This is a genomic window from Rhodococcus sp. Eu-32, assembly GCF_003336925.1.
Taxonomy (GTDB): domain Bacteria; phylum Actinomycetota; class Actinomycetes; order Mycobacteriales; family Mycobacteriaceae; genus Rhodococcoides; species Rhodococcoides kyotonensis_B.
The window spans coordinates 90,449-113,231 of sequence record NZ_QGNK01000008.1 but is presented as its reverse complement, the minus strand read 5'-3'; the positions used below and the strand labels follow the sequence as shown (position 1 = coordinate 113,231).

At 66.3% G+C, this 22,783-nt stretch carries 21 protein-coding genes; all 21 read right to left on the bottom strand.

The features are described from left to right. Window positions 1–248: 248 nt before the first annotated feature. The 21 genes from DK926_RS26645 to DK926_RS11910 all read right to left on the bottom strand — a co-directional run bounded on the left by DK926_RS26645 (window position 249) and on the right by DK926_RS11910 (window position 22,613). Window positions 249–419, bottom strand: coding sequence for a hypothetical protein (locus DK926_RS26645; RefSeq protein WP_165839562.1), 171 nt, complete (start codon window positions 417–419; stop codon window positions 249–251). Window positions 420–503: 84 nt separating this feature from the next. Further along, entirely contained in the window at window positions 504–1,361 is an 858-nt protein-coding gene (locus DK926_RS12005) for a DivIVA domain-containing protein (RefSeq protein ID WP_114330576.1), read from the bottom strand. Between the two features lie 160 nt (window positions 1,362–1,521). Beyond that, window positions 1,522–1,809, bottom strand: a complete 288-nt coding sequence (locus DK926_RS12000; RefSeq protein ID WP_068420693.1) for a YggT family protein — start codon at window positions 1,807–1,809, stop codon at window positions 1,522–1,524. A 101-nt stretch (window positions 1,810–1,910) separates the two neighbouring features. Then, on the bottom strand, window positions 1,911–2,576 hold the full coding sequence (locus DK926_RS11995; protein WP_114330575.1) for a cell division protein SepF: 666 nt from the start codon (window positions 2,574–2,576) through the stop codon (window positions 1,911–1,913). A gap of 69 nt (window positions 2,577–2,645) precedes the next feature. Continuing rightward, the gene (locus DK926_RS11990) at window positions 2,646–3,410 is read right to left on the bottom strand and encodes a YggS family pyridoxal phosphate-dependent enzyme (protein ID WP_114330574.1); all 765 of its coding nucleotides are present in this window, start codon (window positions 3,408–3,410) and stop codon (window positions 2,646–2,648) included. After that, the gene (gene pgeF / locus DK926_RS11985; RefSeq protein WP_068420687.1) at window positions 3,407–4,138 is read right to left on the bottom strand and encodes a peptidoglycan editing factor PgeF; all 732 of its coding nucleotides are present in this window, start codon (window positions 4,136–4,138) and stop codon (window positions 3,407–3,409) included. The genes DK926_RS11990 and pgeF overlap by 4 nt, the downstream gene beginning before the upstream one ends. Before the next feature lie 35 nt (window positions 4,139–4,173). Further along, entirely contained in the window at window positions 4,174–5,400 is a 1,227-nt protein-coding gene (ftsZ, locus tag DK926_RS11980) for a cell division protein FtsZ (protein ID WP_068420685.1), read from the bottom strand. Between the two features lie 238 nt (window positions 5,401–5,638). Continuing rightward, on the bottom strand, window positions 5,639–6,475 hold the full coding sequence (locus DK926_RS11975; RefSeq protein ID WP_243636765.1) for an FtsQ-type POTRA domain-containing protein: 837 nt from the start codon (window positions 6,473–6,475) through the stop codon (window positions 5,639–5,641). After that, window positions 6,472–7,959: a UDP-N-acetylmuramate--L-alanine ligase gene (murC, locus tag DK926_RS11970; RefSeq protein ID WP_114330671.1), complete on the bottom strand. Its 1,488-nt coding sequence runs from the start codon at window positions 7,957–7,959 to the stop codon at window positions 6,472–6,474. Before murC ends, DK926_RS11975 begins: the two co-directional genes overlap by 4 nt. Before the next feature lie 35 nt (window positions 7,960–7,994). After that, window positions 7,995–9,149, bottom strand: coding sequence for an undecaprenyldiphospho-muramoylpentapeptide beta-N-acetylglucosaminyltransferase (gene murG / locus DK926_RS11965; RefSeq protein WP_114330573.1), 1,155 nt, complete (start codon window positions 9,147–9,149; stop codon window positions 7,995–7,997). After that, window positions 9,146–10,615, bottom strand: coding sequence for a putative lipid II flippase FtsW (ftsW, locus tag DK926_RS11960; RefSeq protein WP_243636764.1), 1,470 nt, complete (start codon window positions 10,613–10,615; stop codon window positions 9,146–9,148). Before ftsW ends, murG begins: the two co-directional genes overlap by 4 nt. Further along, a complete protein-coding gene (gene murD, locus DK926_RS11955) occupies window positions 10,612–12,048 on the bottom strand; it encodes a UDP-N-acetylmuramoyl-L-alanine--D-glutamate ligase (protein ID WP_114330670.1) in 1,437 nt (478 codons plus the stop codon). The genes ftsW and murD overlap by 4 nt, the downstream gene beginning before the upstream one ends. A gap of 87 nt (window positions 12,049–12,135) precedes the next feature. After that, window positions 12,136–13,215 carry a phospho-N-acetylmuramoyl-pentapeptide-transferase gene (gene mraY, locus DK926_RS11950; RefSeq protein WP_068420681.1) on the bottom strand — a complete coding sequence of 360 codons (1,080 nt, stop codon included), beginning with the start codon at window positions 13,213–13,215 and terminating at the stop codon, window positions 12,136–12,138. 69 nt (window positions 13,216–13,284) lie between these two features. Then, entirely contained in the window at window positions 13,285–14,775 is a 1,491-nt protein-coding gene (gene murF / locus DK926_RS11945) for a UDP-N-acetylmuramoyl-tripeptide--D-alanyl-D-alanine ligase (protein WP_114330572.1), read from the bottom strand. Continuing rightward, the gene (locus tag DK926_RS11940; protein WP_114330571.1) at window positions 14,772–16,370 is read right to left on the bottom strand and encodes a UDP-N-acetylmuramoyl-L-alanyl-D-glutamate--2,6-diaminopimelate ligase; all 1,599 of its coding nucleotides are present in this window, start codon (window positions 16,368–16,370) and stop codon (window positions 14,772–14,774) included. The genes murF and DK926_RS11940 overlap by 4 nt, the downstream gene beginning before the upstream one ends. A gap of 195 nt (window positions 16,371–16,565) precedes the next feature. After that, complete coding sequence (locus DK926_RS11935; RefSeq protein ID WP_165839561.1) at window positions 16,566–18,521, bottom strand: penicillin-binding protein 2; 1,956 nt, start codon at window positions 18,519–18,521, stop codon at window positions 16,566–16,568. Between the two features lie 70 nt (window positions 18,522–18,591). Beyond that, window positions 18,592–19,320 carry a hypothetical protein gene (locus tag DK926_RS11930; protein ID WP_243636763.1) on the bottom strand — a complete coding sequence of 243 codons (729 nt, stop codon included), beginning with the start codon at window positions 19,318–19,320 and terminating at the stop codon, window positions 18,592–18,594. Then, window positions 19,317–20,324, bottom strand: a complete 1,008-nt coding sequence (gene rsmH, locus DK926_RS11925) for a 16S rRNA (cytosine(1402)-N(4))-methyltransferase RsmH (protein ID WP_174551338.1) — start codon at window positions 20,322–20,324, stop codon at window positions 19,317–19,319. The genes DK926_RS11930 and rsmH overlap by 4 nt, the downstream gene beginning before the upstream one ends. Window positions 20,325–20,551: 227 nt before the next feature. Further along, entirely contained in the window at window positions 20,552–20,983 is a 432-nt protein-coding gene (gene mraZ, locus DK926_RS11920) for a division/cell wall cluster transcriptional repressor MraZ (protein ID WP_068420672.1), read from the bottom strand. A 508-nt stretch (window positions 20,984–21,491) separates the two neighbouring features. Further along, window positions 21,492–21,932 (bottom strand): DUF3040 domain-containing protein, encoded by a 441-nt coding sequence (locus tag DK926_RS11915; protein ID WP_068420670.1) that lies wholly within the window; start codon window positions 21,930–21,932, stop codon window positions 21,492–21,494. Window positions 21,933–22,163: 231 nt separating this feature from the next. Next, entirely contained in the window at window positions 22,164–22,613 is a 450-nt protein-coding gene (locus DK926_RS11910; RefSeq protein ID WP_114330569.1) for an SAV_6107 family HEPN domain-containing protein, read from the bottom strand. Window positions 22,614–22,783: the final 170 nt, after the last annotated feature.

Below are 22,783 nucleotides of genomic sequence, written 5' to 3'. Positions count from 1 at the left end.
AAGATTCGGCACGGGGACGACGTCGGCGTGTGGACGCCGATACCGCGGTACCACCCCGTTTGCACGAAGATCGTCAGACGATTCTCCGAGCCACTTTCCGTAACGGCTGTGACGGGCCGACCCGTTCGGTTCTACTGAGCAAGACGCGTGGTCCCGCCGTTCTTCCGAAGGCTCCCCGGTGATAGCCGGATCGACGCCTGACAACGATTGTAACGACGGATGCAAACCGGATCCCCGTCGGTGTTGCACTACCGATCGGGCGGGGTCTTCCTCCCGATCAACGCACCGGCGAGAAGCAGAACCGCACCGAGGACACACACCACGATGCAACCCCACGCCCACAGGACCGAGCCGGTCATCAACGCGATGACCAGCAACGCGAATCCGACCGCGGCCGCACACAGCGTCAGTACCAGCACGACCCACCCCGCTCCCGATGCGCCTCTCGGCGTTGTTCAGACCCGGGGTCGGCCGTGACACACGACGCGTTCAGGCGAGCAACCTCAGTTGTTCCCCTTGGCGTACGACTGGCTGTACCCGGACGACTGATTGTCCTGGTTGAAGCTGTCCTGGCCGTTGTCGACAGGAAGAGCGGACGAGCGGTTCTCGAGCTCTTCGAGCTGCGACTCGAGGTAGGACTTCAGGCGAACACGGTATTCACGCTCGAACGTCTTGAGCTGCTCGATGCGGCCTTCGAGGACCGAGCGCTGCTCGTTGATCGTCGCCATGATCTCGGTGTGCTTGCGCTCTGCATCGGCCTGGAGGGCATCGGCCTTCTCCTTGGCCTGCCGGAGCTGCGTCTCGGAACGCGTCTGAGCGTCGGACAGCAACGACTCCGACTTCTGACGTGCATCGGACACCATCGCCTCGGACCGCGTGCGCGCGTCGGTGACGAGACGCTCGGCGTTGGTACGAGCGTTACCCAGCAACTGCTCGGACTCGGTCTTCGCGTCGCTCGTCAGGCGGTCAGCCATCTCCTGCGCGAGGCCGAGAATCTTCGCGGCCTGCATGTTCGAGTCTCCACCGCTCTGAGCTGCCGCAGGTGCGGGAGCAGGGGTGGGCGCCACGACGGGCGCAGGCTTCGGCGGCTCGACCGGGCGCTGAGGCTCGGGGGCCTTTTGAACCGGAGCAGGCTGCTGCGAGGAGCCACCGCTTTGGCGAGCGTTGCTCTTGGCGTCGGACAGTTCCTGATCGAGTTCACCTACCCGCTGGCGCAGGTCTGCGTTCTCTTCGATGAGTCGCGACAACTCTTGCTCGACGAGATCGAGGAAGGCGTCCACCTCGTCTTCGTTGTAGCCGCGCTTACCGATCGGCGGCTTGCTGAACGCGACGTTGTGCACATCAGCTGGAGTCAGCGGCATGGAAGGATCCCTTCACGCGTCTTGAGGCGGTAGAGCAAGCATTCAGTTATATCCCATTCCACACGGTCCGGAACAAACAAACTGTAACTGGCGTCCATTCTGTCACATCGGTTTGCGCAGGTCGCGCGCGCCCCGAAGTCTTTCACCGAAGTATCGACTGCTACGACCCCAAACTCCGTACGACCGTCATCAGGATGAATACCCCGAACAACAAAACCATGATCGACAAGTCGAGACGAACCCCACCCAGGTTCACCGGCGGTATCAGACGGCGAAGCAGCTTGACCGGCGGATCGGTCACCGTGAATATCGCCTCGAGCAATACCACCACAATTCCCGACGGGCGCCAATCACGCGCGAACGTCCTGATGAATTCGACGATAATGCGGCCGATCAGCAGAAGCCAGAATATGAACAGAACGAAGTAGAGAACCGCGAACAAGGCCACAGCTCATACTCTGCCCGAAAAAAGCGGTTCGATCAAAGCGAGCAGGTCAGAGACCTGAAACGCTCGATCGAACCGCCGGGTATTTCACCTCGAAAATACGGTCACTGCTGGCTGTAGAAGCCGGTCTCGGCGATTCGACGTCGCTCCTGCGGCGACACGTCGATGTCCGCAGGCGACAGAAGGAACACCTTCGTCGCCACCTTGTCGAACGATCCGCGGAGAGCGAACGCAAGGCCCGCCGCGAAGTCCACGAGACGCTTGGCGTCGGCGTTGCTCATCTCGACCAGGTCCATGATGACGGGAGTGCCGTCACGGAAACGCTCACCGATCGTCCTGGCCTCGCTGTAATCGCGGGGACGCAGCGTGGTGATCTTCGACAGAGCGCTCTGGTCGTCGACGACCGGGCTGCGACGCGTCTCCGCGCGTACGTCCATTCGCGTGTCCACTGCCAGGTTGCCTCTCGTCGCGGCGCCTCGACCGACCGACGTCGGTCGCGAGGACCGACCGCCGATCGGCGCCAACGTCGGTGCCTGACGCGGGGCCTCGTAGTCGTCGTACTCGTCGTCGATGTCGTCGAGCTCCGCACGCGACGGGCGACGCGAGCTGAAGCTCGGCTTCGCGAACTCGCGGTCACCACGATCGCCGTCGGCGTACGGGTCGCGGCCGCGCGAGCCCCGATGCGTATCGGGCTCGTCCAGGTAGTCGTCCTCGTAGTCCGCGAGAGGAACCATGCCGAAGTACGCCTTGAACTTGTGCAGGGTGCTCATCGATCGTGCCTTCCGCTGAGTCTGGTCATTCCGCTGGCTCCACTCCGGTCAGTGTGGTCAATCCGTGTGTCAGTTGTGACTGGAGTGATCCGTGGTCTGTACTGGCGAGGCTATCGGCCGAGAACCGAGTATTGCGGTTCCGACACGCACGCAAGTTGATCCATGTCGAACAGCGGACTCGAGATCGGACGTCATGCCGGCAGACAACTGTGTCGCACCGGGGTGGTCGGCGAGGATGTCGCGATGCAGCTGCGCGAGGTCGGCGAACGCAGCATCGGGGTCTGCGCCGAGCGGCGGGACGGCCATCAGTCCCGCGAACGACAGGTCGTGTCGCGATGCGACGTGGTCGGCGAGCGCTGCGAGGTCCGCGCGTTCGACACCACCTCGGTGCACGTCGCCGTCGAGACTCACCTGAATCAGCACGTTCAGCGGCGTCGTACGGTCGCCGTCGTCGTGCGCCCGTCGCACCGCCTTCTGCAGCGCGTCCACGAGTCGGTCGCTGTCGACCGAATGTATGGAATGCGCCCAGCGGGCTACGGCTCTGGCTTTGTTGCGTTGAAGGTGACCGATCATGTGCCACTCAGCGGGAGCGTCTGCGAATGTCTCGTGCAGCTCCGCCGCCTTCGCCGTCGCTTCCTGCTCCCGTGACTCTCCGAACTCGCGGCATCCGAGTCGGTACAGGATCTCGACGTCGCTCGCCGGGAAGAACTTCGTCACCGGCAGCAGCATGACGTCGTCGTGGCGCCCGGCGGCCTCGCATGCAGCGTGAAGACGCTCGCGGACGGCGGTCAACGCCGCCTCGATCTCCTGGACGCGGCCTGCCTCGGGAGTCACGACGCCTGCTCGCCCGCGGACGTGTCCATCCAGACCACACTGGCCAACCTGCCGGTCGGTGCTTCACGACGGTGGCTGAAGAGGGTCCGGTCCTCGATCGTGCACCGAGGATCGACCGCGACACCGGACACACCGGCGTCGAGCAGTTGCTTGCGGATCCCGGCCCGAATGTCGAGACCCGGCGTCTTGCGCACGGTGGTCGTCGCACTGCCGGGCAGGTGTTTCTCGACGTCGGCTTGCATGTGCGCGGGCACTTCGTACTGCCTGCCGCTGGCCGCGGGGCCGAGGAACGCGCCGATACGCGACAGTTCGGCGCCCTGCTCGACCATGACATCGAGAACGCGGGGAATGATGCCGATCCTGGCCCCCACTCGGCCTGCGTGCACCGCCGCGACGACACCCGCCTCCTCGTCGGACAGGAGAACCGGGACGCAGTCGGCGGTCAGCACGACCAGACCGAGGTCGGGGGTCGTCGTCACGAGAGCATCGGTGACCGGGACCGGCCCCACCGTCGACTCGTCGACGACGGCGACCGTTCGCCCGTGCACCTGCTCCATCCAGACGAGACGATCCGAGCCGAGCCCGAGCTCGCGACCGAGACGCTCACGATTGGCGGCCACGGCCGACGGCTCGTCGCCGACGTGGTCGCCGAGGTTGAAACTGTCGAACGGAGGCGCCGAGACACCTCCGGCACGTGTGGTGGACACTCGACGTACCTTGAAACTCAGTGTTCTCGTTCCTCTCGTGCGCGCGTTCGCTCGTGTCAGCGACGCATGAACGAGGGTACGTCGACGTCGTCGTCACCGTCGTCGTCGGAGACGGGAACGCGACGTCCCGAGTCACGGCTCGGCGGCTGGCTCGAACCGGGGCCGGACGTCGACAGCGGCGGAAGGTTGCTGCTCGTCGGAGCGCCGACGGGGTCACGGAACACCGCACCCGACTCGGTCGACTCCTGCCCACGCGAGGACACCTCGCCCGATCGAGCCGACCCGATGGGGCCGCGTCCCGACGCGGGAGCTGCCTCGACGGGACGACGCGTCGGCGTACCGCCGTCGAACCCGGCCGCTATGACGGTGACGCGCACCTCGTCGCCGAGCGAGTCGTCGATGACGGTGCCGAAGATGATGTTGGCGTCGATGTGGGCTGCTTCCTGAACGAGCGAGGCAGCTTCGTTGATCTCGAACAGACCGAGGTCGGATCCACCCGCGATCGACAGCAGCACCCCGCGAGCACCTTCCATCGACGCTTCGAGCAGCGGTGAATTGATCGCAGCCTCGGCAGCCTTGATGGCGCGACCTTCGCCGCGGGACGACCCGATACCCATCAACGCGCTGCCTGCACCGGACATCACGCCCTTGACGTCGGCGAAGTCGACGTTGATCAGACCCGGGGTGGTGATGAGGTCCGTGATGCCCTGCACGCCGTTGAGGAGCACCTCGTCGGCGCTGCGGAACGCGTCCATCAGGCTGACGGCCGCGTCGCCGAGCTGGAGCAGACGGTCGTTCGGAATGACGATGAGCGTGTCGCAGGACTCGCGGAGCTGCTGGATGCCCGAGTCGGCCTGGCCGCCGCGTCGCTTGCCCTCGAACGAGAACGGACGCGTCACGACGCCGACGGTCAGTGCACCGAGCTTGCGTGCGATGTTCGCGACGACGGGGGCGCCACCGGTTCCGGTTCCACCACCCTCACCGGCCGTGACGAACACCATGTCGGCACCCTTGAGTACCTCTTCGATCTCGTCCTTGTGGTCGTCGGCAGCCTTGCGACCGACCTCGGGGTCGGCACCTGCGCCGAGTCCGCGCGTGAGTTCGCGACCGACATCGAGCTTGACGTCGGCGTCGCTCATCAGCAGCGCTTGCGCGTCGGTGTTCACCGCGATGAACTCGACTCCCTTGAGTCCCTGTTCGATCATGCGGTTGACCGCGTTAACGCCGCCGCCGCCGATGCCGACGACCTTGATTACGGCGAGGTAGTTGTGCGGGGGCGTCATGGGCTCTCGCCTTCCGTATTGACTGATGAAGCTGATTGCTGTGTGGTCCGTAGTTCTGCTGGTGCCGAAGTCTCGACGGAAACCCTCAACCTCAACCACAGGCTCAGTGTTATGTCAAGTATTCGACTGGAGGGAACGCTATGCATCGGTGCCACCATCCGCCGTTAGGCGCGCCGAGCGACACCGAAGAAATTGTGATTCGTGTGTCGCGTGGGATTCGGACCGATGTAAGGACAATCTACTTGGTCGTCGGAAGGTCCGGACTCGAGACGTCCAGTATCTGTCCGGGCTGCGACATGAGAGCAAGAGCCACAGCGGATTTCCGCTCGGCATTGTCTCGGTTGCCCCACACCAGCGTTCGTCCGTCGAGCAGCAGCATCGACACGTCCGAGATCGACGACGCGCGCACCTCCCCGACCATGCCGCGCAACGATTCCGGAAGCGAATCGAGCACTGCCAGAGCGCTTTCCGTTGCCGGATCGTCGACGCCGGGAGTGTCGGTGACCAGACGCACCGTCCCCGGCGGCGGCGGTGCGACCGCGAAGTCGACGCCGTCGGAATCGAGAAGGTGTGTGCCGTCCGGTTGGTCGACGAACACCACCGCAACGCGCTCGACGACGGTGACGCGCACCGTCGATGGGTACATGCGTTGCACACGGGCCGACGCCAGCGCGGGAATTCCCGCGACGCGTTGCGCCGCGGCACCCGTGTCGACGTGAACGAGGCGTTCCCCCAGCGGAATCGCCAAATCGCCGACGATTTCCTCGGTCGAGACGGACGAGTTCCCGTCGACCTCGATCGACCGCACCGTCAACAACGGGGTGAAGTAGACGGCGATCACGCCCGCGACGATCACGGCGACGACCGCCGACGCGATCAGGAGCCCGCGTCGACGAGATCGCTTGACCCGCCGGCGTTCTTCCTCGCGCGCGGCACGTCGGCGTTCGCGGTCGAGCGCCTCGGGTGACGGATCGGCTGCGACATCTTCGGAATTGCGCGACCGTGCTCGACGCCGATCGCGTCGGTTCGCGTCGGTGCCGGGCGGTCGTTCGGACCGCCCCGAGCGAGCATTCACTCCGATGCCTGGCGTTGCCCAGTTCGAAAGTCGGTCTTCGAACGCAACGCGTCGAGTATCGGCCCGGCCAGCATGGTGACGTCACCCGCACCCATCGTGAGGACGACGTCGCCCGGCGCGGCCAGCCCGGCGACCTGCTTCGCGACGAGCGACAGATCCGGCTGATAGTTCACCGGCGTGGTGACCGCGGCGGCGACCAAGGCTCCGGTGACACCGGGCAGCGGTTCCTCGCGGGCACCGTAGACATCGAGCACGACGACCTCGTCGGCGAGACTGAGCGCGGCGCCGAACTCCGACGCGAACGTCTCGGTCCGCGAGTAGAGATGCGGCTGGAACACCACGACGACACGTCCGCGCTCGCCGTTCTCCCCTGCCGCGCTGGCCACCAGCTGCTGCGCTGCGGTGAGCACCGCTCGAACTTCGGTGGGGTGATGCGCATAGTCGTCGAACACCCGGATGCCGTGCTCGCGACCGCGAATCTGGAACCGTCGGTGCACGCCTCCGAAGCCGGCGAGGCCCGCGAGAAGGTCGTCGATGTCCGCACCGACCTGCAATCCGGCGGTGAATGCACCCAACGCGTTCGACGCCGTGTGCCGTCCGGGCACGCCCAGTCGCAGCGTGCGCGGCTTGTCCTCCCCCGCGACGAGCAACTGCGCGACGCCACCCGCGTCCTCGGGCTCCCAGCCGAGCAGCCGGACGGCCATCTCGACATCCCCCGCGTCGACGTCCTCGGATCCGTACCCGAGAACCCGAACGCCGGGAAGCGCGCGGGCGTGCACTCGCTTGGCGAGCGCAGCCGAGCCCGGATCGTCCATGCATGCCACGAGGACGCCGCCCTCGTCGAGCCTGGCGACGAAGTCGTCGAACACCTGGACGTACTTCTCGGCGGTGCCGAAGTAATCGAGGTGATCGGCCTCGATGTTGGTGACGATGACGACGTTCGGCGAATACTGCAGCAGCGACCCGTCGCTCTCGTCGGCTTCGGCGACGAACACGTCTCCGCTGCCGTGATGCGCGTTGGTTCCGGCTTCGTTGAGCTCGCCGCCGACCGCGAACGACGGATCGAAGCCGCAGTGCTGCAGCGCGACGACCAGCATCGACGTCGTCGACGTCTTGCCGTGCGTGCCGGACACCAGCAGGGTGCGGTAGCCCTCCATCAACGACGACAGCACGGCCGGGCGCAGCACGACCGGGATTCCGCGCTTGCGCGCCTCGACGAGCTCTGGATTGGTCTTGGGAATGGCGGCGTGCGTCGTGACGACGACGGTGGGTCCGCCGGGCAGGATGTCGAGCGCCGACGCGTCGTGCCCGATCCGCACTTCGGCGCCGCGGGCACGCAGCGCGAGTACGCCCCGGCTCTCCTTGGCGTCCGAGCCGGACACCTGTCCGCCGCGGGCCAGCAGAATACGGGCGATGCCGGACATACCGGCGCCGCCGATGCCGACCATGTGTACCCGCTCGAGCTCTGCGGGAAGCTCGGACATGTCCGTCCCTTCGGTCATCACGTCCCCTTCGGTCTTCACGTCGCGAGCGCGCCGTTCTCGTGTGCCGACGCGACGTCGAGCACGATCTTCGCGACGGTCGCCGCCGCGTCGCGGTGGCCTGCCCCGGCCGCGTTTCGCGCCATGGACGCGAGCCGCTCGGGATCGGTGATCAGGCCGACGATCTCCGTCGCCACGAAATTCTCGTTCATCTGCGCGTCGGTCACCAACAATCCTCCACCGGCGTCGACGACGGGCCGCGCGTTCAGCTCCTGCTCACCGTTTCCGTGTGGCAGTGGAACGTACACCGCGGGCAGTCCGGTCGCGGACACCTCGGCGACGGTCATCGCGCCCGAGCGGCAGACGGCGAGATCGGCTGCGGCGTACGCCAGATCCATCCGATCGACGTACGGCACCGCCACGTACGGCGCGCTGGGGTCGGTGGGTCCGACGTCGACGGTGTTCTTCGGGCCGTGTGCGTGCAGAACCGACACCTTCGCGTCGGCGAGTGCCGACGCGGCCCCGGACACCGCCTGATTGAGCGACCTGGCACCCTGCGATCCGCCGAACACCAGCAGCACCGGCCCCTCGGCGGGAAGACCGAAGTGCTCACGCGCCGCGGCACGGGACGCGACACGGTCCAACCCGGTGATGGTCGGCCGCACCGGGATGCCGACGATCTCGGCATCCTGGGCGCCGCGCATCGAGACACCGGATCCGGGCACGGCCGCAAGGACACGCGTCGCGAGCCGGGCTCCGACCTTGTTCGCTATACCTGCGCTCGCATTCGCCTCGTGCACGACGATCGGTACGGAACGACGCTTGCCGAGACCACCGCGTGCCGCCAGGTACGCAGGCAATGCCACGTATCCCCCGAATCCGACGAGCACGTCGGCGTCGGCATCCCTCAGCGCCTTCCGCGTTCGTCGGACCGATGCGACGACGCGCCCGGGCAGCTTCAGCAGGTCCACCGTCGGTTTACGCGGAAGCGGGACCGGCGGAATCAGTTCGAGTCGATAGCCGCGCGCCGGAACGAGCGTGGTCTCGAGGCCGCGAGATGTGCCGAGCGCGGTGATACGGACATCGGGGTCGAGCTCGCGCAGCGCATCGGCGACGGCCATCGCCGGCTCGATGTGACCCGCGGTTCCCCCTCCCGCGAGGACGACGGACTTCGGACTCGTACGTACGTTCACCGTCCGTATCCTCGCCCATCCGGATGTCGGCGTTGCATCCCGGGTTGCCGTGCAGACCGCCGACTCGGTTCGGGCTGGCGTCCGCCGGACGGCACCCGACCGCCCCTACCAGCACGAACACCTGCGTCGGCGCGCACGGGACGTCTGGCGTCCCCGGCGCGCTGCTCGAGCGAGCGGCGCGCACGACCGTCGAGGGCAGGCCGCGTCGACTTCGACCGTGCGGCTGCCGCGCGCATCGGCGAGAACGACGACGGCATCGGCAGACGCAGGACGCGGTCGAGTCGGCTGTCGTGGCCCGCGTGCAGCGCTGCGATCGCCTCGGGCTCGTGCCGCGCGGCGTTCGCGATGATGCCGAACATCAACAACGTGATCGCCGTCGACGAACCGCCGTACGACACGAGCGGCAACTGCAGACCGGTCACCGGAAGCAGACCGACGACGTATCCGATGTTGATCATCGCCTGCGCGAAGATCCAGGTGGTGGACCCGGCAGCCAGCAGTCGAAGGAATGGATCGACCGACCGCATCGCGATGCGCAGGCCCGTGAAGACGAACAGCGCGAACAATCCGAGGACGGCCATGCATCCGATGAAACCGAGTTCTTCGCCGATGATCGCGAAGATGAAGTCGTTGTGCGCGTTCGGGAGGTAGCTCCACTTGGCGCGACTCTGCCCGAGACCCACACCGAAAGGTCCGCCGTCCGCGAGCGAGAACTTGGCCTGGTTCGACTGATATCCGAGGCCCTGGGGATCGTCACCGGGATTGAGCCACGCCTTGATGCGGTTCGATCGGTAGCCTGCCGTGAACGCGAGCACGGTCGCCGCGGCCAGACCGCCGCCCAGGATGATCGCGAACAGGCGCGCATTGAGACCGGCGTACCACAACAGCGACACGAGGATGATGCCGACCGCGATCGCCGTACTGAGGTTGGGCTGGAGCACGATGAGCCCGGCCATCAGCAGCGCTGCCGGAACCAACGGGATCAACAGCGACTTCAGGCTCGCGTGCTCACTGCGCCGGGATGCCAGGATGTGCGCGCCCCAGAGCACGAGCGCGACCTTCGCGAGCTCCGACGGCTGGAACGAGACGCCCGCGACGTTGAACCACCGGCGCGCGCCGTCCGCTCCCTCGGATCCGATGCCCGGTATGAGGACCATCATCAGCAGCACGATCGACAGGCAGAACACCGGGAACGAGATCTTGCGCAGGAAGCGCACGGACATTCGCAGTGCGATGTAGAACGCGACGACGCCGAGACCCACACCGATCAGCTGCTGGGTGAACAGCGAGTACGCCGACCCGTCGGCTGCATACGCCTCCGCGGCCGACGACGACAACACCATCACCAGGCCGAGCAGCGTCAGCAGCGCCGCGACCGTGACGATCAGGTGGAACGACGCGAGAGGCCGTCCGAGCCACACTCCGACCCTGGCGCGTGCTCCGGCGCGCGGGGTGCCGGTGCTCATGACTGCTCGCCGCCGTCGACCACGTCGGAGTCGGTGAGCGCCGAGGCCGCATCGGCGAAACTGCGACCGCGATGCCCGTAGTCGACGAACATGTCGAGAGACGCCGCAGCAGGCGCGAGGAGGACGGTGTCTCCGGGTTCGGCTCGGCGAGCGGCTTCGCGCACGACGGCCTGCATCACTACATCAGCATCTTCAGCCACACGAGTCACATCAGCATCGTCTCCCGTCGAGAACGTCACGACGGGAACATCCGGCGCGTGTCGCGCCACAGCCTCTGCGATCTGCGTCCCATCACGGCCCATGACGAGCGCCGCGGCAAGCCTCGGAGCTACTTCGACAACCAATTCGTCGACCGCCGCACCCTTGAGCAACCCTCCGGCGATCCAGACGATGCGGTCGTACGCGAGCAGCGACGACCGCGCGGCATGCGGGTTGGTGGCCTTCGAGTCGTCGACGAACGTCACGCCCGCAACGGTTCGTACGACCGCGTTGCGATGCGGCCCGACCTGATACGAACGCAGCCCGTCCGCAACCGTGTCGGGCGCAATGCCGATCGCCCGCGTCACTGCAGCCGCAGCGAGCGCATCCATGACGCCCGCGGGTCCCGCAGGATGCACGTCGTCGACCGAGATCAACGACGTGTGCTCGGCGAACGCACGATCGACGAGATCGGAACCCACGACGCCCAGCTCGCCGACCGACGGCTCACCCAGGCGAAATCCGACGACCCGTTCGGCGGGTGAATCCGAGGCCAGTGACGCGGCGCGCGCGTCGTCGAGGCCCACCACGGCGACGCGCCCCGTCAACGCGCCCGCCTTCGCGCGAACGTAGCCGTCCATACCGCCGTGCCAATCCAGATGATCCTCGGCGATGTTCAGCACCACGCCCGCCTCCGGACGCACCGACGGTGCCCAGAAGAGCTGGAACGACGACAGCTCGACGGCCAGCGCGCCCGGGTGCGGATCCCGACGCAACGCGTCGAGCACCGGGAGGCCGATGTTGCCGCACGCCGCACTCTCGATCCCTGCCGACTCCAGGATCGACGCCACCATCGACGTCGTGGTCGTCTTCCCGTTCGTGCCGGTGACGACGAGCCACTGCGTCGGCGGTCCGTACAGCCCGGCCCTGTCGATGCGCCACGACAGCTCGATGTCACCCCAGATCGGAATGCCGCGACCAGCGGCCGCGGCGAGCACCGGCGAGTCGACGCGCAGTCCCGGGCTCGTGACGACGAGGGCGATGTCGTCGAACGATGCCGGGTTCGCCAACAGATCGTCCTGCAGTATTCCTCGGACACCGAGTGCTTCCGCTTTCGCGACAGCGCCGGCGTCGGAGTCGGTGACCAGGACGTGAGCACCGAGATCCTGCAGCGGCGGAACCGTCGCAAGCCCGGAGACGCGTGCGCCCGCCACGAGCACGGTGCGCCCGCGCAGTCGCGTCAGATCCTCGTCGTCGAGCGCGCGAAGTCTTGCCTGTCTCCCTGGTCTTTCCTGCGGGCTCCACTTCTGCGTCACTGGGCCCTACCCTCCGACTGCCGCGAGATATTCGCTGTAGAACAACGCGAGACCGACCGCCGAGGAGATCGCCGCCAGCAGCCAGAACCGGATGATGACCGTGGTCTCCGCCCATCCCCCGAGTTCGAAGTGATGGTGGATCGGGGCCATCCGGAACACGCGTCGCCTACTCGATCGGAAGACGGCTATCTGGATCAGAACCGATGCAGCCTCGGCGACGAACAGAGCACCGATGACGACCATGATGAGTTCGGTGCGCGTCACGATGGACAGTCCGGCGAGCAGACCGCCGAGGGCGAGCGAGCCGGTGTCACCCATGAAGATCTTGGCCGGGGCGGCGTTCCACCACAGGAACCCGATGCACGCGCCTGCCGCGGACGCGCAGATCAGCGCCAGGTCCAACGGGTCGCGCACGTCGTAGCAGCCCGGGCCGGGGCTGGTGGAGCATGCCTGACGGTACTGCCAGAACGTGATGACGGTGTACGCACCGAGTACGAGTGTCATCGATCCCGCGGCGAGGCCGTCGAGGCCGTCGGTCAGGTTCACTGCGTTCGACCACGCGCTGACCAGCAGGTAGCAGAACAGGATGAAGACGACGGAACCCATGCTGACCGTCGCGATGTCGCGGACGTACGACAACTGTGTGCTGCCAGGGGTGAGGCCGTTCGGACCGCGGAACTGCAACGCGAGAATGCCGAAGATGACCGCGGCGAACAGCTGGCCGACGAGCTTGGCCGTCTTGTTCAAGCCGAGGTTGCGACGCTTGCGAATCTTGATGAAGTCGTCGAGAAAGCCGACGAGCCCGAGGACCGTGGTCAACCCCAGCACGAGAAGTGCCGACGCCGACGGGCCGTCGGCGTCGTATGCGATGCCGATGAGGTGTGAACCCCAGTAGCCCGCCCAGAGGCCGGCCAGGATGGCCATGCCGCCCATCGTCGGGGTGCCACGCTTGGACTGATGACTCGCCGGGCCCTCGACCCGGATCTCCTGGCCGAAACCTTGCCTGGAGAACGCCTTGATCAGCACTGGCGTCAGCAGGATCGCCACAGCGAGCGCAATGCCTCCGGCGAAGAGGATCTGTCTCACTGCGTTGCCTCCGGTGTCATCGTCTGTCTCTCCCCGTCCCGCTCACTGACCGTCTTCACTGCTGCATCGTCACTGCTGGACCCCGTCCGACAGAAGCGCGTCGGCGACCGTCCACAGGCCCACGGATTGCGACGCCTTCACCAGGACGACGTCGCCCGGTGCCACCTCGGACCGCAACACCTCGATGGCCGACGCGTCGTCGGGCACGAGCATGGACTCCTCGCCCCACGAACCCTCCATCACGGCACCTTGATGCATGGCCCTCGTCGACCGTCCGGACTCCACGATGATCAACCGGCTGACGTCCAGCCGTACGGCGAGTCGCCCGATCGCATCGTGCTCGATGATCGATTCTTGCCCGAGTTCGGCCATTTCGCCGAGCACGGCCCACGTGCGCCTGCGCGGACCGTCGTCGGACCGCGACATCGACACGAGCGCCTTGAGCGCGGCACGCATCGAGTCCGGGTTGGCATTGTAGGAATCGTTGACGACGGTGACGCCGTCAGCTCGGGTGCGCACGTCCATGCGACGCACCGACGCGGCTGCCGCACCGGACAGAGCCGTCGAGATCTGCTCGAGGGTTGCACCGCATTCGAGAGCGACGGCGGCAGCGGACAACGCGTTGCCGATCTGATGCTCTCCGTGGACGGCGAGTGCGATGTCGATCTCCCCGTCCGCTGTCACGAGAGTGAAGCGCGCCCGCGCGTCGGCGTCGAGCCGGACATTCGTTGCGCGGATGTCGGCGTCCGACGAGAGGCCGACGGTCACGACGCGAGCCCGGGTGCGCGACTGCATCTCGAGCACGAGTGTGTCGTCGGCGTTCAGAACCGCGACTCCCCCATCGGCTGCGCTCGGAAGCGCCTCGACCAGTTCGCCTTTGGCCAGCGCGATGTTCTGGCGCGATCCGAACTCGCCGAGATGCGCGGTTCCGACATTGAGAACGACGCCGATGCGCGGCGGCGCGGTACGTGCCAGCGACGCGACGTGGCCTACCCCGCGCGCCGACAGTTCCAGCGCGAGGAACTTGGTCTGCTCGTCGGCGCGCAGAGCGGTCCACGGATGACCCAGTTCGTTGTTGAAGGACCCCGGCGGTGCGACGACCGACCCCAGTGGCGCCAGCACCGACGCCAACAGGTCCTTCGTCGACGTCTTCCCCGACGACCCGGTCACGCCCACGACAGTCAGCCCGGTCTTCGCGGTCAGCTCCATCACCGACGCGCGTGCGAGCGTCGCCAATGCCGCCAGCACGGCAGCGCCCGAACCGTCGTGATCGTGTTCGAGGGCCATGGCCCGGCCGTCGTGCGGCGTCGGCTCGACGACGATCGCAGGTACGCCGACGGGGCGTGCAGCCAGAACCGCGACGGCACCTGCGTCGATCGCCGCCGCGGCGTGATCGTGTCCGTCGACGCGGGCGCCGGGCAGCGCGAGGAACAAGCCCCCGGCCGTCACTTTCCGCGAGTCGAACTCGACTGTGCCGTCGACCACGAGGTTCGGGTCGGGCACGTCGTGCAGGGTTCCGCCGACCACGTCGGCGATCTGCTGCAACGTCAGGGAAATCACGATGTCACTCCGGATTCTGCGTGGATCCTGCGGTCGATGGCGTCGGCGAGGACCTGCCTGTCGTCGAACGGATGCTTGACGCCCGCGACCTCTTGTCCGGTCTCGTGGCCCTTGCCCGCGACGAGCACCACGTCGCCTGCCTGCGCCCACTGCACGGCTTCGGCGATCGCGTCGGCGCGACCACCGACGTTGCGAACCTCGCCGCGTACGTGCGCGTCGACGGCCAGCGCCCCGGACGCGACGGCCTCACGTATCGCGGCCGGGTCCTCCGAGCGTGGGTTGTCGTCGGTGACCACCAGCAGATCCGCGCCTCGAGCGCCGGCGGCACCCATGAGAGCGCGTTTGCCCGTGTCTCGATCGCCTCCTGCGCCGAGAACCACTGCGATACGTCCGCGGCTCTGCGCTCGCAGCGTCTCGATGACGGCTTCGACCGCGGCCGGCTTGTGTGCGTAGTCGACGACGGCGAGGAAGTCCTGTCCGCGTTCGATGCGCTGCACTCGTCCCGGCACGTCGACGGCGGCCATGCCCGCGATCGCGCGGTCGACGTCGACCCCGGCGGCCGCGCACACCGCGGCGGCGAGAACGGCGTTGGCGACGTTGTACCGCCCCGGCAGGCGAATCGACGCCGGGTGCCGTTCACCGGACGGATCGACGACGGTGAAGCTCTGCGATCCGTCGTCGTTCGTCGCGGCGTCGGCGACGGTCCAGTCGGACTCGGCGCCGACCGAGGCGGTGACCACAGCCGAGCCTGCAGACGTGGCGATCTCGGCCATTCGCTTGCCCCAGACGTCGTCGACACAGACCGCGGCGGACCGGGTGTGGACGGACGAATCGGCGGCGAACAACCGCGCCTTGGCCTGGAAGTAGTCCTCCAGCGAGTCGTGGAAGTCCAGGTGGTCCTGGGAGAGGTTCGTGAACGCCCCGACGGAGAACACGGTGCCGTCGACGCGTCCGAGGGACAACGCGTGACTGGACACCTCCATGACGACGGTGTCGATGCCCTGCTCGCGCATGACGGCGAACAGTGCGTGCAACCGCGGGGCCTCGGGCGTGGTCAGCGCACTGGGCACGCGAGATCCGGCGATCTTGGTCTCGATGGTGCCGATCAGTCCGGTGACCTTCCCTGCCGCGGTCAGTGCCGCCTCGAGAAGGTACGACGTGGTGGTCTTGCCCGACGTGCCGGTGATACCGATGACCGTCATGTGTTCCGACGGGTTGCCGTAGACGAGCGCGGAGACGGCGCCGAGTACCGCGCGAGGCGCGTCGTGCACGAGGACCGGTACCGGTATCTCGGTGAACGTCCGACGCACGATGTCCAGGCCTGCCGGATCGGTGAGCACCGCTGCCGCGCCGCGCTCGAGCGCGTCGGCGACGAATGTCGCGCCGTGCACGGACGATCCCGGAAGCGCGGCGAACAGGTCTCCGTCCCGAATGTCCTGGGCGCGAAGGTCGACGCCGGTGACAGCTCGGCGCGTCGACGAGGCCGACGCGACTTCCGAGGCGCCCGATGCGGCGGCGATGTCGTCGAGCGACGTCTGCGGCGGCCGAGAAGGGCGAGTGTCGGACGGAGCCGACCCTGGTGCTGGCACGGGCACTGTGCTCCTTTCTGCTCGGGCTGTGAGGTGGTCGCGGCGACCGAGAATCTCACCTGATACGGCCGAGCGAGACAGCGTCCGTATCCGGACTCGGCCGACGAGTCAGGTTACCGGCGAGTCCGTCTTCGACGTGAAACGGGACGTGCCGTCGATGCTGGATCGTGACCCGACCAGGACGTTCTTCGCGAAACGGGTCTAGTCGGCCTGCAGCACCAACCTGCGTCCCTCCGAGGACATCGGGACGCTGTCGCGCTGCAGCATCCAGCTCGCGATGTTGTGGAACAGCGGCGCAGCCGATTGACCGCCCGAGCCGTCGGCGCTGCGAGTCGGAGCGTCGAGCATGATTCCGATCACGTACCGAGGATCGTCCGCGGGAGCGATACCCGCGAACGTGATCCAGTAACTCGAGTTGGAGTAGCAGCCGCAGTCGGGATCGACCTGCTGCGCGGTACCCGTCTTGCCGCTGATCTGGTAGCCCTCGACCCCTGCTGCGACGCCGGTTCCTCGCTGATTTCCGGTGTCGTCCTGCGTCACCGAGCGGAACATGTCGCGCACGGTCGCCGCGGTCTGCGGGCTGACGACGTACGTGCCCTCGGGACGTTCGGTCTCGGTCTTCGTGCCGTCGGGACCGATCGTGGACCTGACGATGCGCGGCGGAATCCGCATCCCGTCGTTGGCGATCGCCTGGTACATCGCCGTCATCTGCAGCAGGGTCATCGACAAACCCTGTCCGATGGGAAGATTGGCGAACGTACCGCCCGACCACTGGTCGCGGCTGGGCACGCTGCCCGCACTCTCGCCGGGTAGACCGACATTGCTGCGCTGGCCCAGTCCGAATCGCGCCAGCATGTCCGCGAAACGGTCCTCGCCGACTCGTTGCGCGAGCATCAGTGTTCCGACGTTCGACGACTTACCGAACACGCCGGTCGAGGTGTAGGGAACGACGCCGTGGTCCCACGCATCCTTGACCGATACCCCGGACATGAAGATGTTGCCTGGTACCTGCAGCACTTCGTCGGGGGTGGTGAGTCCGTACTCGATCGCGGCTGCGGCCGTGATGATCTTGTTCACCGACCCCGGCTCGAACGGTGTGGAGACGGCCAGGTTGCCCATCTCCTTGTTGCGGTCGTTGTTGCCGACGCCGATTCCGGGATTGAACGTGTTGTCGTTGGACATCGCGAGCACCTCGCCGGTGTGCGCGTCCTGCACGAACGCCGATGCATTCTTCGCCCCCGACAGGTCCTTCGCGAGCTGGACCTGCTGCTGGACGTAGTACTGCAGGTCGGCGTCGATGGTCAGTTCGACGCTCGAACCGTTGACTGCCGTCTGCTTGTCTCGCCAGCTACCCGGGATGACGGCACCGTCCGAGCCGCGGTCGTACGTCTCCGAACCGTCGGTACCCGCAAGGGTCGAGTCGAGTGCATCCTCCAAGCCCAGGAGACCGTGGCCGTCCCATCCGGTTGCGCCGACGATGTTGGCCGCCAGAGATCCGCCCGGGTACTCGCGAATGTCCTGTCGTTCGAGACCGACTTCCTCGAACTCGTCGTTGATCTTGCTCGCAACGGTGGCGTCGACCCCTCGAACCAGGTAGGTGAAAGTGTCGTTGCTCTTCAGCTTCGCCAGAATGTCCTTCTCTTTCGCGACATCGCCCAGCGCGTCGTGGATTCCGGCGGCAATAGCCGCGAGCCGGTCGTCCGTCGTCGGCTTGCTCGGGTCCTTCGCGTGTGCGTCGTCCAGTTCGCCCCGAACCCGAACGGGCTGAAACGTCAGCGCCTTGGCTTCCATCGTGAACGCGATGGGCTTGCCGTTGCGATCGGTGATCGAGCCCCGCATCGCAGGGTCGACGAGTGTCGTGGTCCGCTGCGACGCCGCCTCCGCGGACAGCCGCGAACCGTTGATACCCATGATCCACACGAGCTGCAGCGCGACAACTGCGAGAACGCCGAACATCAACCAGCGGCCGAGCCCGTGTCGGAAGCCGAACGACGACGCATCGAACTTCCCCGACCCAGGCCGGCGCGGCGGACGGGGCGTACCCGCGGCGCGCGGAGCCGGACGCTGGCCGCGCGCCCCGTCACGCGGACGTGCGCCACCAGAGGCGTTGTGCGGCAACGGTCGACGACGAGGAGCCCCGGTGGTCGGCCGCGTCATCGGGTCATTCCTGCAGGCTCCACTCCCGCGCATATCCGGGTCATTCCTGCAGGCTCCACTCCCGGGCGCGTCACTGCGGACTACCCGTTGGACTGGCCGACGGGGTACTCATGGGAACCAATTGTTCACCGGAAGCCTCGGACGAGGCGTTATTGGACGTGTTCGGCGTGGCGGCCGACGCCGGAGGAGCCGAGGACGCAGCCCTCGCGGTCGGTTGCGTGCTGGTCGACTGCTGCGAACTGGTCTGCAGCCGAGGCGTGTCGGCGTCGGTAGCCGGTGGATCCAACGGTGCGACGGGCTTGCCCTCGGCCGGAGCGGGCGTACCGATGACCTGAACGCTTCCGTCCGGCGACACGACGAGTCGTGCGGCGTTCGCGGCCGGGACCATGCCCTGTTCGGCCGCCTTCCGAGCGAGTTCGGGTGCGGAATCGGCAAGTTCGACGTCACGCTGCAACGACGCCCGTTCCTGCACGAGTCGTTCGTTGTACGCTTTCGCGTCGCTGAGGTCGTACGAGTCCCCCGCCGACCGCGTGGTCAACAGCAACGTCAGTCCGAGCCCGAGCGTCAACAACCCGATGATCAACGCCACGAACGGGATTCGCGCCGCGATCGACGCGCCGGACCCCCCGACGCGCGCAGCCCCGTGGCTGCTCGGCGCAACCGCGACACCGTGGGTCGATGCGCGCTGCTGTCGACGCTCGTACGCGCGCAGCGCGGCACCGGACCGTGGTGCGCCGTCATCGGACGACCGGGTGCGACGGGTGCGCTTGGTTCCTGCAGAACCCGCGGTGATGGTCATGCCGCTCTCCTCGCAATTCGCTCGGCTGCACGCAGGCGCACGGGCGCCGAACGCGGGTTGTCTTCGATTTCTTCGTCCGAAGCGCGCTCGGCGCCGCGGGTCAGCATCCGGAATTCCGGTCCCATGCCGGGCAATTCGACCGGGAGCCCTTCGGGCGATCTCGATTTGATGCGAGGCGCGAGATGCTTCTTGACGACCCGGTCCTCGAGGGATTGGTACGACATGAACACCACGCGGCCGCCGACCGCCAGCGCGTCGAGCCCGGCAGGTACCGCTTTCTCCAACGAATCGAGCTCTCCGTTCACCTCGACACGGAGAGCCTGAAAAGTTCGCTTCGCGGGATGCCCGCCCGTTCTACGGGTGGCTGCAGGAATGGACTCGTACAGCAGTTCCACGAGCGGTCCGCTGGTCGTGAATGGTGTCGTCTCCCTGCGTCGTACGATCGCGGACGCGATTCGGCCGGCGAATCGTTCCTCGCCGTACGTGCTCAGCACCCTCGCGATCTCGCCGTGGCTGTACGTGTTGAGCACGTCGGCCGCAGTGATGCCCGTCGTCGGATTCATCCGCATGTCCAGCGGTGCGTCCACCGAGTACGCGAACCCACGATCCGCCTCGTCGAGTTGCATCGACGAGACACCGAGGTCGAACAGGATTGCGTGCACGGTGTCGTGCTCGTCCAACCCTGCTTGCTCGAGGGCCATCGCGATTCCGTCGTACGTGGTGTGCACGAATGTCGTCCGCGACGAGAACTCGGACAGGCGTGCCGACGCGAGCTCGAGAGCGTTCGGATCGCGATCGAGTCCGATCAACCGGATGTTGGGGTACGTGCGAAGAAAGTGTTCGGAGTGCCCCCCGAGTCCGAGGGTGGCGTCGATCATCACTCCGCCGCCGTGTTCGTCTGCCGCGATCAGCGCGGGACCGAGCAGCTCGTCTGCTCTACCCAGTCGAACCGGAACGTGCTTCGGTGTCGACGGCTCGGGAGCGCTATCCGGGTCGGGCGAAATGTCCTCGCCTGCCACAATGATTCCTCCCGGTCTTGCTTCTGCTCGCCGCCGGGCGGCGAGCTGGTCGATCGATGGTGTGCTGAATGCCTCGAGGTCCCTGTCCGATAGGGAACCTGGCGTTGGGGAAGAACGTCAGGGTCCTGATCTGCGAAACCTGGCGTCGGGGAAGTACGTCAGGGTTCTGATCGGGCAGAGGCCTCGCGGCACTCGGCGGTGATCGAAGGGAGCTACAAGATCCCTCCGAGCGATTCGTCGAACGCGTCGGAGAAGCTCTGTTCGCTCTCGCTGGAGTACCGAGCCCACGCCTCGTCGTTCCAGATCTCGATGAATTCGATCGATCCGTTCACGACGACGTTTCGACCGAGATTTGCGTACCGACGATGCTCGGCACTGAGCGTGATGCGGCCCTGAGCATCGACCTGCTGCTCGTCGGTGCCTGCGCCCAATTGACGAATATAGGACCGTGCCACGGGGTTCGATCGGGACGCTTCGGTGAGTCGGCGAACACGCTCGGCGAACTCTTCGCGCGTGTAGACGGCGAGGCTGTGATCCTGCCCTTTGCTCACCATCACACCTCCCGAGAGTGCTTCGCGAAACTTTGCCGGCAACGTCAATCGACCCTTCTCGTCGAGCTTGGGCGTGTAGGTACCGAGGAACACTCGACACCTCCCAGCCCGGGCTCTCCGCTGTCCACCACTTTACCCCACTTTGCCCCACCTTCAACCCCACCGAGCGAAGAATTTGTGTGACGCGGCACAAACCTGCAGGTACGACGCGTGGAGGAAGGTGGGGAAAACTCGGATCGCAATCGCAAGGATCACGCGCTGCACCCGTCACCCACTGCCTATTTCCGCAGGTCGATGAAGTCCCGAGTCGCGGCGGATCGGCGAAATCCGTACAGCGTGGGTCGAAGTGGGGAATGTCGGCGACAACGGCGGCGAAGTGGAGGAAAGTGGGGATTCGTCGATTCCGGAGGGCTTGTCCTCGTAGTGGGGCTCGCGACCGGGTTCACACGACGGGCCGGCGCGTTCGCGGCTGTCGACAGGCCGACTGGCTGACACCAGGAACACCGGAGCGGTGCCTCACGTCGTGAGGCACCGCTCCGGTGTTGCGAATTTGCATTTGTACTACTCGACCCGGCCGATCACGGTCCGGGCGTCCCCGCGTCTACTCCTGTTCGAACCGCCGTCTGAAGCGATCTTCCATGCGCGAGGTGAAGCCGCCGCCCTTCCGTCCGGACTTGGGTTTCTGTCCCGAACCACCAGCCCCTGAGGACCGACCGGAACTACCCTCGCCCGATGCACCTTCTTGCGCTGCAGGAGCACCCTTACGGGATCCGCCGAGAAGGAACAGGACGCCCGCACCGAACATGAAGACGAAGCCGACGAGACTGATCACAGGGAATCCACCGGGTTTCACCGGCAGAGCCAACCCCGCGATCAGCAGAACAAGCCCCAGCACGAACAAAGCTGCTGCTTGGAAGCGGCGCTTGCTCGATGCAGTGCGCATACGTCCACTACGGACGTGAGAAGCAAACTTGGGATCCTCGGCGTAGAGAGCGCTCTCGATCTGGTCGAGCATGCGCTGCTCGTGCTCGGAGAGTGGCACGGTACCTCCCCCTGCACAGAAATTGATAGTCATTTCGGGTGTGAAACGACGGGAAGCTGACCTTGGCGGCTACCTGAGTCCAATGATACGAGCAGAATCGACTGCTTACCACCTACTCGCTCGACGAGTTCCTGAAATTGTTGGAAGAACTGCTGTACAGGACACACGCACGCACTTCTCGAGTCCGATTTGCGGTGTTACGCATTACACGCCGAAACACGCTTCACCCGCTCACGCCGTCATCGAGCGACGTGCGCCGTCCGCGCGATCCAGCCGAGTGTCGGCACCGATGAAATCCTCCACGGCGTGCAGAAACCGACCTACCTCGGCATAGAACGCGTCGGCCTCCACGTCATCGATCGAACGCGACAACCCGGCCTGCACGTCCGCCCTGATGGACGAGTAGCCGGAGAAGTACTCGGACCACGCGTCGAACTCGGGTGCGGCCTTGCTCAGCAGAACCCAGGCACTGCGAGAGCGTGCGCGAGAGGTCGACACGGGACTGACCTCGAGGATCGCGGCAGCACCTCGCAGAGCGGCCATGTAGCAGTCGAGGAATCGCTCGGTAGCATCCGCAGCGCCGATGGACCGAGACAGGAATGCGTCGGCTCGACCGAGGAGCACCCTGGCACGCGGCGACACCGGCGGACGTACATCGGCACGGAGAACTTGTGTGGCCATACTCGAACACCTCCTGTTCGATACGCCGTTCGTGATCACATTCCGACACGCCCGGACCATGATGAAAGCTCTAGGGTCGGAACCCGGCGAGTCTCGCTTCCCTCGAGACCCGCCGGATCGCCGACATCGAACACCCGTTCGACATATTCAATATAGCTGTGCCCACCGAC